The organism is Candidatus Neomarinimicrobiota bacterium, assembly GCA_022560655.1.
Taxonomy (GTDB): Bacteria; Fidelibacterota; Marinisomatia; order SCGC-AAA003-L08; family TS1B11; genus JADFSS01.
Genome location: JADFSS010000055.1, coordinates 1 through 14499 on the forward strand (window position 1 = coordinate 1; position 14499 = coordinate 14499).

Genomic DNA, 14499 nt, shown 5'->3' on the forward strand with positions numbered 1-14499 from the left:
GTTGGTGAAGCGCTGGATGAAGTAGTGGGGAATACGCGGCGGAAACATGGCCATGTAGCTGCACATGGGATGGAAGGGATGTCCCCACGACTTGGAGATGGCCTTCCATGCGGGGGTAATAGGAGGCTGCAACGCGGGCATCATTTACTTGCACATGCGGTGAGAATGTACCAAACTAGCTAGGGCCATTGGATGGTCATCACGGACAGAAACTTACGTTGGAGGACATGAACTCATGAAGAAAACAGTTTTGGCCCTCGCCGCAGCCGGATTGATGCTGGTTCCCACCCAGCGGGCCCACGCCCTCATCGGATTTGGCCTTACCGTTGGGCAGGACGGCTATTCCTTTGATAGCGCTACATATACTGATTTGTTCCTTCCCACTTCGGGTATCACCCTCACCCGGACAGCAATGGCCAGCCCCATTGGCGGTGGGGTCTACCTGTTCATTGACCTCTTTCCGTTCATTGATCTGGAAGCCGGGGCCAACTTATTCTTTAACACCTTTGAGGTGAGCATCGACAACCCCATCAGCAAGCAGCTGGGCTATTCGGAAGAGCTGGGCTGGGTCCGAACTGCCGGTTACCTGACGATTCAGCGGAAACTGTTCAAGGTCCCCATGTTCAACATATTCGCCGGCGCCGGACTGGCCTTCCATGCTACCATCCCGATTCTGGACAAGGCCTTCGCGGAGGAATTCCTGGGAGATGTTAATGCTACGTTGGAGGTTGACGATCTCGCCGACGAAGTCCTTCAGAGCACCGGGTTCCATGTGGAGGTCGGCGCGCGCTTCAAGCCCCTCCTGATCCCCTTTGCCGTCAACGTGAAGTTTCGGCAATCTTTCGTGAAAGATATCGTGCCCGATGCGAGTTCCTTTTCAACTATCACGGTGGGTTTCGGATTTCAGATTTAGGCCCCGGTAAGCCTGGCATTGATGCAGGCAAAAGGGCCGTCACGAGGCGGCCCTTTTTCTTATCCGGGGGCCCTCACCTCACCAGCACCAGCCGCTGCATGCGTTCCCAGCGCCGGCTGGAAGCAGCGTCCCTGGCGCTGAACAGCAGTACGTACTGGCCGGTCTTGAAGCGTACCCGGTCCACGTTGCGGGCATCCCATGTTACCGCGCCCGTGCCGGGCACCGGCCCCTCATTGAATAGGGTGGCCAGGCGGCGGCCGCCCAGGTCGTAGATTTCCACCAGCAGGTTGGCGCTGAGAAAGGGGGTGACGTAGCGGAGCAGCAGGACCGATTCGGGCTGGTTCAGCCGCAGCGGGTTGGGTTCCAGGCTGAGGTGGGCTTCATCGCCGGTGATCAGCACCGAATTGGGCTGCCCGGCGGTGTGCCCTAGCGGCGCCGGCGACGATACCCACGATGAGGCGGCCTGAGAGGGCGCTGTGGGGCTCACTTTCTCCAGGGAGCGGCCTGGGGAGGTTAGCGGCAGGAGGCGGTAGTCTACCTCATCGATTAAAGTGGCGACGGGATCGAGAAGGACGACGCGGTCGCCGGTGTTGTTCAGGGCTGGAAAGCCCGGCACGATGAGCACCTGGATCTCCGCTGGCCAATTGGAGACACCGGCCGAGTCCCCGGCGATCACCAGATAGTCACCGGCAGTGACCACGCCGCCGGGCAGGGAGGTGGTGGCGTTGTCGTCGCCCAGTCCCCAGCCGTCCAGATTGATGGTGCCGGCGCCCGTGCTGACCACTTCCACCCACTCCGGGTCGCCGCTCAGGGGGAGGTACATGATTTCGTTGACCACCAGCGCCAGCGGGGGCGTGGGGACGAGCAGCACCACTTCAAGGGCATTGTTGTTGTTGTCGAAGTCGCCGCTGATTGCCACCAGGACAGTGAGGCTCACCCGCCCGAAGAGGCCCTCAGGGGCATCCCATCGAAAGTCGATCGCCCGGGATTCGCCCGGAGCCAGTGGGGTCAGGTCCTGCACGAGCGCACCGTCGGCCCAGAGCTCGCCCGGGGTCGTCTCCAGCCCCCGGTTGGAGATAGCGGCGGTGATGCTAAAGCCCCGTGGCGGGGCCACCAGCTTCCAGGCCAGTGAGTCGAGGGCCAAATCCACCGCGTTGCCGGCCACGGAGTTGCTGCTCCCCGGTGTTCCGTGGAGCTGGGTGCTGATTCGCCAGTTGCCGGCCAGGGTGCAATCCTCCAGGAGAATCTTTTCCAGAGAATAGCCTGGGTCCATATCGTGCGCCCACCCCATGCTGTCGATGCGTTCCCCCGAGGCATTTATCAGGAACAGGCTGTCGCCCGCATTGGCCAGGCCGTTGCCAATGGCTAGATCATCCACGGAGAGGACCAAGGCGCCGGCCGGCAGGAGCGCGGCATAGATGCCGCCGGTTGGGTCGTAGTCGCCCTCGAAAATGACGGCGGCCTGACCCGGATCAAGCAGCAAGTCGGCGCCTAGCAGGTCGTCTGTGGAGAACCTGTCAGCCAGCCGCCAGCCGGTCAAGTCGATGACGCCAGCGGACAGATTGACGATTTCCACAAACTCATCGGGGGTCGAGGTCAGCAGTGGATGAAACATGACCTCGGAAATCACCACGGGTCCACAGGGACTCCCGCTGGCCACCAACGATGCGACGATGAATGACAGGGCCAAATCCATCTGCGATTGGAACCTCGATTGGCGATCAAGGTACTCCCGGTAGCCCTCCATCGCAAGAGGTGCGTGGCGAGCAGTTGCCCTGAGTCGATGACGACCCTAATTTCGAGTCGTGGACTCAACCCAGCCGAAAACCTACGCTGCCTTCGACGCCTACCTGGCTATCACCTGGGAAGATGGACACGAGTCGATGCTCACATTTCCTCTGCTGCGGGACGCGTGCCCCTGCGCCAACTGCAAGGGTGAACCGGATTTGCTGGGGCGCGTCTATGCGCCGGTTCAGCGACAGCGCACCGATCAGGGCGACCGGCTCGTGGGCATGCAGCCGGTGGGCCGTTATGGGCTGCAATTGGTGTGGGGCGATGGCCATTCAACGGGCATCTACACCTTCAGCTACCTCCGGCGGCTGTGTGATTGCAGCGAGTGCCAGACGGAGAGGGTGCCGGAGCCCTGATGCCGGGCTTCAGTCTACTGCCCATTTCCCGCCTCAAGTTTTCGGTATGGGGATCGCTGCTCCTGTTGCCGGGCGTAGGGCTCGTTGGGCAGGGCCAACCGGATACCAGCGGCTCGTCCGGGAGTTCGCTGCTGGAGCAGGTCTATGAGCAGCGCATCGCCACACTCCAGGACAGCCTGTTTCTTGCCCAGGAGCGGGTGGAAGCCACCGCCTTCACGATCCAGCAGTTGGTTCAAAGCACCGATTCACTGACCGATTCCCTGCGGGTCCTGCGGGCGTGGACCGGGCAGCAGGCGGACAGTCTGTCACGGCTATTTATTCGCTATGACCGGGCGGCCGCGGAAAGCCGGCAGAACCGGGAGCGGCTGGCAGCGCTGAGCGACTCCATCGCCCTGAGCTTTCGCCATGAGTATGAGCTTCAGGCGCTCATCGACTCGCTGCTTATCATCCTGGCCCGGACGCAAACACACTTGGCAGCAACCACTGGCAAGGCGCGAATCTATGCCGATACTACCGCCTCGCTACGCAATACGCTCAATAGGTTGAGGGAGGGAATTACAGCCAGCGAGGACCGGTTCACAGCCATGTACGAGCAAATGAAGCGGACGGCAGTTGGCGGAATTTTCACCGACGTTGATTCGGCTATCGATGCGGAGCAGCTCCGCTATCTAGAAGCGCTGGTCAATTATCGGCCGGAAACCGTCGGACTCAGGCGCCGACGCAAGGCACGGAGAGCAGCAGAAGAGCTGTTCGCGTTCCGGCTGTTTGAGATTACCACCTACCTGGACAGGATGGCGCTGCGGGGCAGGGTCCCGGAGGCGCTTAACCTGCTGGCCGCGACTTATATCGATCAGAAAGACCCTGTCAGGGGGACTTTATCCTACCTGAAAACGTTGTTTATCTATCCCGAGTCAGAGGCGGCGGTGCGGGCCAAAACGGAGCTGGAAATTCAGCTGGATCCGGACAGTGAGATAGGCCACCTGTTCCGTCAGGTGGCGCTCAATCCCGATTCCGTCGATGCGAGCGAGGACCTGTTCCTGCGGTACCTAAACTATCTTGACCACATCCGGCAGCTCGAAAACCTGACGGCCCGGGCCTGGTTTATCGAGCAGGCCCAAAACTTCCTGACCCTTTATCACGGCATTCTGCAGGCCGACAAAGTTTTGGTCTGGATGGCTGCCGCCTATCACGACCGACAGCAGTACCACAAGGAGCTGCTCACCTTTCTGAGGATTCGCAGCCTGCATCCGTACAGTCGTTACCTGCCGCAAACCGCATTTGCTACGGCAGAGGTCATGGCGAACAATCTCCGGGATGACGAGGGCGCCATTGACCGCTACAACCGATTCGCACAGGAGTTCCCCACTGATCCGAGAGCCCCCGCCGCCCTGTTGGCCCAGGCCGTTATCTATCAGGATCAGTTACGGGACTACCGCCAGGCCGGCCGGCTGTACCGGAAATTGGCCGACAGCTATCCCGATGACAGCCTCGCCACGGTAAGCCTGTTCCGCTACGCGGATCTGCTGCACAACCGACTGGCCTCTACTGCCGGCGCACGGGCCGTTTACCAGGAGATTCTGAGTGGCTATGGGCAAACTGCCGAGGCTGGCATCCCCGCTCTGGAGGGGCTGGCCACGCTCTCGCAGGCCGCCAAGGAGTACCCTAAGGCCGCGGATTTTTACTTGAAAATTTTCCAGCGCTATCCAGAGGCCGCGGAAAAATCGGTGGCGGCCATTCTGGAAGCAGCCGGCATTTATGAGTCACGCCTCAAGAATATTGACTTGGCCATCGACACGCTGCACAAAGTGCTGGACAACTACCCCGATTATCCCGGGACCAGGTCTGTCCAGAAGCGGGTCCAGAAGCTCCAGAAGCGGCGGGGCTGATCACAGGGTTGGTCGGCCGCCAGCCGGCTGACACGCCCCTGAAGCGACTCCAGAGACGTGCATGTCGCGGCTGCTCCGCAGTTCGCTGGGCTAGTTGACCGCCCATAGGCGGGTGCGAACGCGTAGCTCCATGCCGGGCTTCAGCATTCCGGCGTTGGCCCCCAGCAGCTCCTCGTTGTCCCAAAACAATACGGACCAGGCGACTTCATTGCCATATTTGGAGCCGGCAATGGACCACAATGACTCACCCTCTGCTACCACGTGGATGGCATAGTCATAACTGAATCCGCCGAGCTCGTTATCGGGCTTGTAGAGAGACAGCTCGTGAAACGGATAGATCAGGTTTGGATCGTCCCCGATGCGATTCCGGTTCCAGCTGTAGATGCGGCGCCATTCGTTGGGATTGCCATACTCCTCCCAGGCGATTTTTGTCAGGTGGTCGTCGGGCCGGATCATATACATATACATGACGCTGTCGCTGTGCAGGGTCCCTTCGGGCTCCTGCTCGATGCCGGAGTAGGCCGACTGCGGAATGACGTCCGGGCTGTCAGGCAGGTTGCCACTGGCAACCTCAATGACCCGGGGCTCGGCGGACGCCGTCACGGGCGCTTCGACCTGTTCAGGCTCCGGGACGGGAGTGGGCACTTCTGCGGCGACAGCCTCTGGAAGGGGGGTTACCTCAGCGGCTGGTTTGGCACATGCGCCGATGGTAAGCGCGCCCGCCACAAGGGTAGCAAGCCGTAAATTATTGGAAGTAAAAAATTTCATGGTTGTTTCACCTTTTTTGGTTCTACATGTCTCCGAGAACAAAATAAAGCTCGATCAGGACAAACAAGTGTGATCCCCGGCACCTCCGGATTAATTTTTTTATTATCCCTTCTACTGATGTTTTAATCCAAAAGTGGCCTCAGGTTCCTGGAATTGTATTAGATTTGCTCAGTTCCTTCGGTAGCGTGAACCCTATCAGACCCCTAAATTGGGCCCTCGGCATTCCCGCGGCGCAAAAGCGCTGCATGAGCATTGATAGCTAAAGGATTACTTGAGATAAGAGGCTTCTTAAGCAAACTGTGAAGGGTTTTCAGCGTGTCCAGACGTCGGGCGGAATTACCGAGTACCGGCTAACATCCAACCAGCTGGTCGTCCTGCTCATGGAGGATCACTCGGCGCCGGTGGCAACCTTCATGGTGACCTATCGCGTGGGCTCCCGCAATGAGGCCGTGGGCTATACGGGTTCCACGCACCTATTGGAGCACCTCATGTTCAAGGGCTCCAGCGACTACAACAAGGAGCGGGGCAACTCTATCTGGACGGTGCTGCAAAATGTGGGCGCTCAAATCAATGCGACCACCTGGATGGACCGCACCAACTATTTCGAGATATTGCCCAGCGAACACCTACAGATAGCGTTGACCATCGAGGCGGATCGGATGCGCGGCGCTCTGCTCCGTGACGACGACCGCCAGCCGGAAATGACGGTGGTGCGCAACGAGTTCGAGCGGGGCGAGAATGACCCCTGGGAGTCGCTGGACAAGAACATCTGGGCCACCGCCTACCAGGCGCATCCCTACCACCATTCTACCATTGGCTGGCGCTCGGATATCGAGGGGGTTTCCACCGAGCGGCTGCGCCAGTTTTATGACACCTATTACTGGCCCAACAACGCCACCGTCACAGTGATCGGTGATTTCGACACGGAGCAGGTGCTGGGCTGGCTCAAGTCCTCGTTTGGGCGGCATCCCGCTTCACCTGAACCGATACCGGAAGTGTACACCACCGAGCCTAAGCAGGAAGGGCCCCGCAGATTTGTCATCAGGCGGAGGGGGGAGACGGGAATCATCGGAATTGCTCACAAGACCCCGGAGGGGCTGAACGCCGATGTTTATGCCATCTCCGTTTTGAAAAATATCCTGGGCGTGGGAAAAACCAGCCGCTTCTACCGCTCCCTGGTGGATGCCGGTCTGGTGACGTCGGCCTATGCGTGGGACCACGCGCTGCATGACAACGCACTGTTCGTAACCTATGCGTTTCTGACGCCTGACACTCAGCATCAGGAAGTGGAGCAGGTTATTCTGGGCGAATACGAAAAGGTGCAGGAGCACGGTGTGACCGACGTGGAAGTGGACCGGGCCAAAGCCCAAGTCAAGGCGGAAGTGGCCTTCAGCCGGGACGGCCCCTACTCTATCGCCTCGGCATTGAATGAGGCTATCGCCATCGGCGACTGGACCTATTTCACCACCTATCTTGAGCGCATTGAAAAGGTATCGCCCGCCGCTGTTCAGCGGGTGGCAGCCAGTTTTCTGGTGGAAGACCAGAGCACCACGGGCTGGTTTGTGCCCCTGGCAGGTGAACAGGATGATGGCTCTGCCGGCGCCGGGAATTCGGAACAGCAATGACACCCAACCACGAGGAGGGGGGTTGGGCAGCAGCGTAATCCACGGTTTGGCTGAGCGGATGACCGACGGGGCAGTGGCGCCCGGCCTCAGGCTTGTCACCATGCCCATGGGCGTGAAGGATGTCGTGACGCTATATGGTAGCCTGTATGGTGGCGATGTCTTCAGCCCGTCCGCCAACCGGTCCACGGCGGACATTGTGTCCAGCATGCTCGATAAGGGCACCCTCAGGCAGGACAAGTTCGAGATCAGCGGCCAGCTGGAGTCCGTCGGCGCCAAAGTAAGTTTCAGTTCCGATGACTACCGGGTTAGTTTTTCCGCCCGCTGCCTGCAAGCCGACGTACCCCTGATCGTCAAGTTGCTCTCAGAGCAGCTGCGCGAACCGGCCTTCCATGCAAGCGACCTGGAGTCGCTGCAAAAGCGGCTGGTGGGACTGCTGAAGCGGCGCAGCGAGAGCACCGATTACCGGGCCGGTGCCAGCTTCAGTCGGCTCCTCTATCCGGCGGGCCACCCCAATCATGTGCCGCCCGTGGATGAGCAACGGGGAGATATTGAGCATATCACGCCTGCCGATCTACAGCGGTTTCATCTTCAGCACTACGGCCTGGGAAGTGTGCTGGTGGTGGCCACCGGCGACATAGAGCGGGAGGTTCTGGAGGACAACCTCGGCCGGCACCTGGGGCCGTGGCAAGAAGTGGCCACGAGTATCCCGGCGCTGCCAAAAGGCGCGCCGGCGGGCGACGGCTCGCCCAGGGAGGAGATTGTCTCCATGGCCGACAAAACCAGTGTTGATCTGCTGCTGGGCGGGACCATCGGCATCGACCGGGAGCATGCCGACTTCATGCCGCTGAGTATGGGCACCTATGTGCTGGGTGGCAACTTTTCCGCCCGGCTGATGGCCACTCTCAGGGATAATGATGGGCTCACCTACGGGATCGGCTCAACCCTCGGCGGCGCCGATGACGGCAAGGACGGGTACTGGTCCATCCACGGCAGCTTTGCCCCCGAACTGCTGGCACGCGGCAGGGCAGCTGTCATGACCCAATTCAATAGCTGGGTCCGGGAGGGGATTACCGAGGATGAGCTGCGGGTGAAAAAAACCACTATCAAAGGCAGCTACAAGGTAGGTCTGGCGACGACTTCGGGCATGGCGGCAGCCATTCTGGATATCCTGGAGCGCGGCAAGGAGATCAGCTATCTGGATGAATATCCGGGCAAAATCGATGCCTTGGCGCTTGACCAGGTGAACGCCGTCATCGGGCAGTACATCCATCCTGAGGAGCGGGTTGAGGTTGCAGCCGGCAGCATTGACGGCAAGGGCAGGCCCCTGGCTGCGGGCTAGCCGCGCCTGCCTCGGCAGATGCGCTCTACCCCCGCTGGATCAATCCGACGTAAAACAGCAGCAGGCTCACCATCTGAATCAGGTGGTAGAGACCGTTGTGATCAAAGCTCCAAATGGCGGTGAGGCCCACTTTTTTTAGCATGAGTGCTCCGCCGGCCGCACTCAAGGCGAAGCCGGCCGCAAGAAACCCTGCTCCCGGCAAGTCCCGTCCAAAAAACAACCAAAGATATATGGCCCCGATCAATGCGAGGCCAACGGCGGCGGTGGTGACGAGCAGCTTGACGGCGGCGCGAGACAGGGCCGCGGCCAGCAGCAGCAGGGCCAGGCCCCCCGCCAGCCACCACGCCCAGAGCGGGAGCTCCTGGCTGAGGGCATCGGCGAGTACGGCCAGGACAAACGTGGCGATGAGCAGAGCCAGCAGGAGATACATGGGCGTGAAGAGCCGTGGCCGCGCCAAGCCATGAGCCAGCCCGCCGAGCATAGCTCCCACCCCCAACAGCGCCATCGTCAAGAGCCAGTACGTTCTACCGGGGAAGGGAGCGGTGGCCAGACCAAGGAGGGCGAGGAGCGTCAGAGCCTCAAGACCCAGGAGAAAATCGGTGATGGAGGTGGTGGCTTCGCGCAGCATGTGTCTCGGGGAGGTGGTATCAGTGGTGTCGGGACTGTCTGGTGAGCAGTGAAATTACGATTCCCGGCGTGCAGTTGCAGCTGCGCAGATGGGCTCCCTCCAGCGTGCCGGGCGGTCCCGCGTGCTGACGTTCGGAGAGCCGGCCACACTGCTACTGGCTAACGGGGCGGTTTTTCACGGCACGGCGTATGGTGCCATCGGCGAAGCAGGCGGCGAGGTCTGCTTCAACACCGGCATGACCGGGTACCAGGAGGTGCTCACCGACCCTTCCTACGCCGGCCAGCTGGTGACCATGACCTACCCCCACATCGGCAACACCGGCATCAATCCCGACGACGTGGAGTCGCACCGCATTCAGGTGGCGGGGTTTATCGTCCGCAAGGGCGAGACGACGCCCTCCAACTGGCGCTCGACCCAGCCGCTGGACCGCTACCTGGCCGATGCGGGCATTGTGGGCATCCAGGGCATTGACACTCGGATGCTGACCCGCATGGTGCGCAGCGAGGGGGCCATGAACGGCATCATCTCCAGCACGGAAACCGACCCAGACAAACTGAAAACCAAGCTGGGGGCGGTGCCGGACATGTCGGGCCTGAACCTGGCCGCCACCGTCAGCACTGCCGAGCCCTATGTCTGGGGCCGGGGGGAGGGGCGTTTCAAGGTGGTGGCCTATGACTTCGGCATCAAGTGGAACATCCTGCGCCTGCTGACGGAGCACGGCGGCCCGGGGGCCGGCTGCGCGGTGACGGTGGTGCCCGCCCACACGCCGGCCAGGGAGGTGCTGGCCCTGAAGCCCGATGGTGTGCTCCTGTCCAATGGCCCCGGCGATCCGGCGCCGGTGAAGCCGGCCATCGAGGCCGTACAGGAACTTTTGGGGCAGGTGCCCATCTTCGGCATCTGCCTGGGGCACCAGATCCTGGCCCTGGCGCTGGGGGCCAAGACCTATAAGCTGCCCTATGGCCACCGGGGCACCAACCACCCGGTGAAGAACCTGGAAACGGGCAAGGTGGAGATCACCAGCCAGAACCACGGCTTCGCGGTGGCGGCGGACTCGCTGGACGGGGCGGTGGCCCGGGTGACCCACGTGAACCTGAACGATGACACGGTGGAGGGGCTGCGCTGCGAGCAGCTGCCGGCCTACTCGGTGCAGTACCACCCGGAAGGCAGCCCGGGGCCCCACGATGCGCGCTACCTGTTCGATCAGTTTATGGGGCTGATGGAGGGGTAGGTGGGTGTTGCCGGCAGAAAAAGCTAACGGATCAGGAGGGCTCCGCCGAGGGCGCCTTCACATCGCGCTCGCAATAGCAACAAATTGCCCGGGCATTATGACCACGGCGTTTTGGGCACGGGCTGCACCTCGCCGTCGACGATGATGCGGTCCACTCTCTCGTTGAAAAAACAGAGCCAGCCCTTGATCTTGGGGCACTCCGGGACAGGGTCCTTGTAGCCCCAGACCAGGTCCTTTGCGACCTTCCCGCCAGCGTTGACAGACCAGTAGGAAGCGACGCCTTTGTAGGGACACCGGGTGGTGGTGTCGGTGGGTTGCAGCAGGTCCATGCGGACATCGTCTGGGGGGATGTAGTAACGGGTGGGCAGACCCGTCTCAAACAGCAGGCGGGGGCGGTGGGTCTCCGCGACGGTTTCGCCGCCCACGATAACCTGCACGTGACGGTCGCTTTGCAGCACGTCCACACGATGGTAGGGGTCGCGGGGATGGACGAAGACCTCCTCGGCCTCCTCGTACCAGGCGTCCATGCTGCCCCAGTCAAAGGCCACATGGTCGGCGATGGCGGCAAGTTCGGCCGGTGGCGCGGGGATGGCCCAGGCGGCATTTTCGGCCACGCGGTCGCCCACACGCACATTCCAGAAGGCGGCCTTGCCGAGGTGGCCACGGGGAGCGCGGTGGGGGCTAGGTGCCAGCAGGTCCAGCCGGACGTCATCCCGGGGAAAGACATAGATGGGCGTGCGCCGCGGCTCGCGCACCAGGAGGACCTGCTTGCTGTCGGCGATGGTTTCGCCACCGAAAACGACCCGCACCCGCCGTGGGGAGGGGTCCAGCTCAGGCCTCAAAAGCTGCTTTACGCCCGGGCCGTACCTGTTATCCGTCAATGTTGTCTGCGTCATACCATTTCCTCACAACATAGGTTTTGTGTGGCGCAGCTACGTTCGCTGGTTCGAGGTTCGATCACAAGTGATTCAGGCCGGAATGTCACCTAGCAGTTGCCAGCTACCCGCTAGTGGGCAAGCTCGGCACCGGCGACCTGCCTGAAGAAGGCGGCCAGCTTGGTCTCGTCAAGAGCGCCCGAGGACCGGACGCCGCTGCACACGTCCACGCCAAACGGGCTGACGGTGTCGATGGCGTCGCGAACGTTTTTTGGGTTCAGCCCGCCGGCAAGGAATACGGGCACGTCCACGGCCTCCCGAATGCGCCGGCTGATGTCCCAGTCGTGGGTGCGGCCCGTGCCGCCCAGCTCCTTCACGGGCAGTGAGCGGTTGCCGGAGTCCAGCAGCAGGCCGTGTACCTGGGGCGTCACCTTCACAGCTTCCTCCACGGCCTCCGCGCCCGTGATGTGGACGACCTGCACCAGCGCTATGCCTGGCAGCGCAGCGCGCAATCGGCGGACATCATCCAGCGGCAGCCGGTCGCAGAGCTGGATGGTGGAGGTGCGGCAGGCCCGTTGCTGAGCGATGATGGCCCCTGCATCCTGGTGGCTGGTGAGCAGGAAGGTGGAGACAGCCGGCGGCACGCGGGCCGCGATACGGGTGATGAGCTCCTCGGGTATGACGCCCGGACCGCCGGGCATCTCGGATACCAGACCCAGGGCCGACGCACCGTAGGCGACGGCCAGCCGGGCCTCTTCCAGGCTGCCGATGCAGCAGATTTTGATACGGGGCCTTTGTGCTGGCAGCATGGGTCTCGGGGCGTTTAGTCAGGCGCTGGCGCCTGCGCGTCCGGCCCCACGACAATCCGACCTCCGGCGATGACCCGCTTCACCGGGTTCCACCCGAAACTGTAGCCCAGCCAGACATGGTCGGGCAGCTCGCAGATGAGCATGTCGGCGCGCTTGCCCGCTTCCAGGCTGCCGGTTTCCCCGCCCAAACCGATTGCGTGGGCAGCGTTGATGGTGGCGGCCACAATGGCTTCCGCAACGGTCATGCCCAGCATGCGGGTGGCCAGGGCGATGATCATGGGCATGGAGGGAGAGAAGGCTGAGCCGGGGTTGAAATCGGTGGCCAGGGCCACGGGAACGCCCGCCGCCATGAGATCCCGGGCCGGGGCGGTGTCGCTTTGGGCCAGGTGGAAGTTCACGCCGGGCAACAGGACGGCCAAGGGCGGAGGGTCGGCTGCGGCCAGGGCGGCCCGGTGGTTGGCGTTCACTTGCTCCAGGTGGTCCACCGACACCGCCCCCAGGCGCGCGCCCAGGGCGGCAGCTCCGCTGGCGGTGAACTGCTCGGCGTGGACCTTCAGGCCGAAGCCCAGCATCCTGGCGTGGGTCAGCAGGCGCTCGGTCTCGGCCAGGGTGAAGGCGCCGTCCTCGCAGAAGACGTCGAAGTAGGCGGCCAGCTGGCGGTGGCGAATCTCTGCCGCGGTCTGTTCCACCAGCGTGAGGTACGCTTCCCGCTGGTGTTCGAATTCCGGCGGCACAACGTGGGCGCCGAGATAGGTAGCCACCACCGTCGCAGGCCCCTCCTCCGCGAGCGCTTGTATCACCTCCAGCTGTTTGATCTCGTGGTCACGGTCCAACCCGTAGCCGCTCTTGATCTCGAGGGTGGTGGTGCCCAGGGTCAGGCACAGGCGGGCCCACCGCCGGGCCGCCCGCAGCAGTTGGTCGAAGGTAGCCGCGCGGGTTGCTTTGACCGTTGTGAAGATGCCGTCCCCTGCCCGCAGGATGTCCAGATAGGGCTTACCCTGCATGCGGGCTTCCCACTCGGCGGCTCTGTCGCCGGCGAATACCAGGTGCGTGTGCGGGTCCACAAAGCCGGGCAGCACCACGCCGCCCCGGGCGTCGATGACCTGGGCCGCAGGCAGGTGATAGGCGGCCCGCAGGTCGTCGCTTTTCCCTACGGCCAGAATCCGGCCGCCGCCAACGGCGACTGCGCCGTCGGCCACGAGCCCCAATTGACCCTGCTGGTCACCCCGTGCCGGTTGCCGGGAAAAGCCCGCGCAGGTCACCACCTCCGTGGCGTTGACCACCAGGAGATCAGCGTCCAGGCTCACGGCAGCCGGATGCCCCCGCTGGCCACGGTTTCGTGGGCCTCGTCATAGCCGGACAGGGCGTGACGGGCCACCCCGATGCCGGGATCGACGGTGAGCACCCGGTTCAGGCGCTCGGCCCGCTCGGGGGTGCCGTCGGCCACGATCACCATGCCGGCGTGCAGGGCATTGCCCATACCCACACCGCCCCCGTGGTGGAACGACACCCAGGAGGCACCGGCTGCGGTGTTCAGGGCGAAATTGAGCAGGGGCCAATCCGCAATGGCATCGGAACCGTCCAGCATGCCTTCGGTCTCGCGGTCCGGGGAAGCGACGGAGCCGGTGTCGAGATGGTCCCGGCCGATGACGATAGGGGCGCTCACCTTGCCGTCGGCAATCAGGCCGTTGATGGTCTCGCCGAACAGGGCCCGGTCGCCGTAGCCGAGCCAACAGATGCGACTTGGCAGACCGAGAAAGGGCACCTTTTCGGCGGCCAAGCGGAGCCAGCGCTGGAGACCCTCGTCATCGGGGAAAAGCTTGAGCAGCGCGGCGTCGATAGTGTGGATATCCTGGGGATCGCCGGACAGGGCCGCCCAGCGGAAGGGACCCATACCCCGGCTGAACAGGGGCCGGATGTAGGCCGGCACGAATCCGGGATAGAGGTATTCCCCGGCGCTGTCCCGGACCGTGAGCCCCGCCACTTCGGCCTGCGCCCGGAGGTTGTTGCCGTAGTCGAAAGTCACCGCGCCCTGTTGTTGCATGGCCAGGATGGCCTCCACATGTTGGGCGATGGAATCGAGGGAGCGCTGGTGATAGCCGGCCAGATCGCTCCGCCGGAGGGCGTCGAGCTCGTCCAGATCGCCGATGGGCACATAGGCCCCCAGATCGTGGGCCGGGGTCTGGTCGGAGACCATGTCGGGGATGGCCCCCTGGCTCACCATGGCGGGGAATATCTCTGCGGCGTTCCCCACCAGTCCGATGGAGAGGGGCTGCCCTGC

The 14499-nt window shown here is 62.7% G+C and carries 13 protein-coding genes; 6 read left to right on the forward strand and 7 right to left on the reverse strand.

Translation table 11 applies throughout. The features are described 5' to 3' along the window. Nucleotides 1-235: 235 nt before the first annotated feature. Nucleotides 236-913 carry a hypothetical protein gene (locus IH971_08490; protein MCH7497874.1) on the forward strand — a complete coding sequence of 226 codons (678 nt, stop codon included), beginning with the start codon at nucleotides 236-238 and terminating at the stop codon, nucleotides 911-913. Nucleotides 914-986: 73 nt separating this feature from the next. Here the strand turns inward: IH971_08490 and IH971_08495 are convergent, their stop codons facing one another. After that, nucleotides 987-2609, reverse strand: a complete 1623-nt coding sequence (locus IH971_08495) for a lamin tail domain-containing protein (protein MCH7497875.1) — start codon at nucleotides 2607-2609, stop codon at nucleotides 987-989. 187 nt (nucleotides 2610-2796) lie between these two features. Here IH971_08495 and IH971_08500 point away from each other — a divergent pair, with 187 nt between their 5' ends. Both IH971_08500 and IH971_08505 read left to right on the forward strand, forming a co-directional pair. Next, nucleotides 2797-3060, forward strand: a complete 264-nt coding sequence (locus tag IH971_08500) for a DUF971 domain-containing protein (GenBank protein MCH7497876.1) — start codon at nucleotides 2797-2799, stop codon at nucleotides 3058-3060. After that, a complete protein-coding gene (locus IH971_08505) occupies nucleotides 3060-4946 on the forward strand; it encodes a tetratricopeptide repeat protein (protein MCH7497877.1) in 1887 nt (628 codons plus the stop codon). Before IH971_08500 ends, IH971_08505 begins: the two co-directional genes overlap by 1 nt. Nucleotides 4947-5036: 90 nt before the next feature. Here the strand turns inward: IH971_08505 and IH971_08510 are convergent, their stop codons facing one another. Continuing rightward, on the reverse strand, nucleotides 5037-5714 hold the full coding sequence (locus tag IH971_08510; protein MCH7497878.1) for a LysM peptidoglycan-binding domain-containing protein: 678 nt from the start codon (nucleotides 5712-5714) through the stop codon (nucleotides 5037-5039). A gap of 380 nt (nucleotides 5715-6094) precedes the next feature. Here IH971_08510 and IH971_08515 point away from each other — a divergent pair, with 380 nt between their 5' ends. Further along, nucleotides 6095-7339, forward strand: a complete 1245-nt coding sequence (locus IH971_08515) for an insulinase family protein (protein MCH7497879.1) — start codon at nucleotides 6095-6097, stop codon at nucleotides 7337-7339. A 22-nt stretch (nucleotides 7340-7361) separates the two neighbouring features. Then, nucleotides 7362-8678, forward strand: coding sequence for an insulinase family protein (locus tag IH971_08520; protein MCH7497880.1), 1317 nt, complete (start codon nucleotides 7362-7364; stop codon nucleotides 8676-8678). A gap of 25 nt (nucleotides 8679-8703) precedes the next feature. Here the strand turns inward: IH971_08520 and IH971_08525 are convergent, their stop codons facing one another. Then, nucleotides 8704-9306 (reverse strand): hypothetical protein, encoded by a 603-nt coding sequence (locus tag IH971_08525; GenBank protein ID MCH7497881.1) that lies wholly within the window; start codon nucleotides 9304-9306, stop codon nucleotides 8704-8706. Between the two features lie 88 nt (nucleotides 9307-9394). Here IH971_08525 and carA point away from each other — a divergent pair, with 88 nt between their 5' ends. Next, on the forward strand, nucleotides 9395-10534 hold the full coding sequence (carA, locus tag IH971_08530) for a glutamine-hydrolyzing carbamoyl-phosphate synthase small subunit (GenBank protein MCH7497882.1): 1140 nt from the start codon (nucleotides 9395-9397) through the stop codon (nucleotides 10532-10534). A gap of 95 nt (nucleotides 10535-10629) precedes the next feature. Here carA and IH971_08535 read toward each other — a convergent pair whose 3' ends face one another. The 4 genes from IH971_08535 to hutU all read right to left on the reverse strand — a co-directional run. Beyond that, nucleotides 10630-11430: a DUF427 domain-containing protein gene (locus IH971_08535; protein ID MCH7497883.1), complete on the reverse strand. Its 801-nt coding sequence runs from the start codon at nucleotides 11428-11430 to the stop codon at nucleotides 10630-10632. A 110-nt stretch (nucleotides 11431-11540) separates the two neighbouring features. Beyond that, nucleotides 11541-12218 carry a phosphoribosylanthranilate isomerase gene (locus tag IH971_08540; GenBank protein MCH7497884.1) on the reverse strand — a complete coding sequence of 226 codons (678 nt, stop codon included), beginning with the start codon at nucleotides 12216-12218 and terminating at the stop codon, nucleotides 11541-11543. Nucleotides 12219-12232: 14 nt separating this feature from the next. Further along, complete coding sequence (locus IH971_08545; GenBank protein MCH7497885.1) at nucleotides 12233-13525, reverse strand: imidazolonepropionase; 1293 nt, start codon at nucleotides 13523-13525, stop codon at nucleotides 12233-12235. Continuing rightward, nucleotides 13522-14499: urocanate hydratase (gene hutU, locus IH971_08550; protein ID MCH7497886.1), on the reverse strand; the 978-nt coding region annotated here is incomplete at its 5' end. The genes IH971_08545 and hutU, both read right to left, overlap by 4 nt.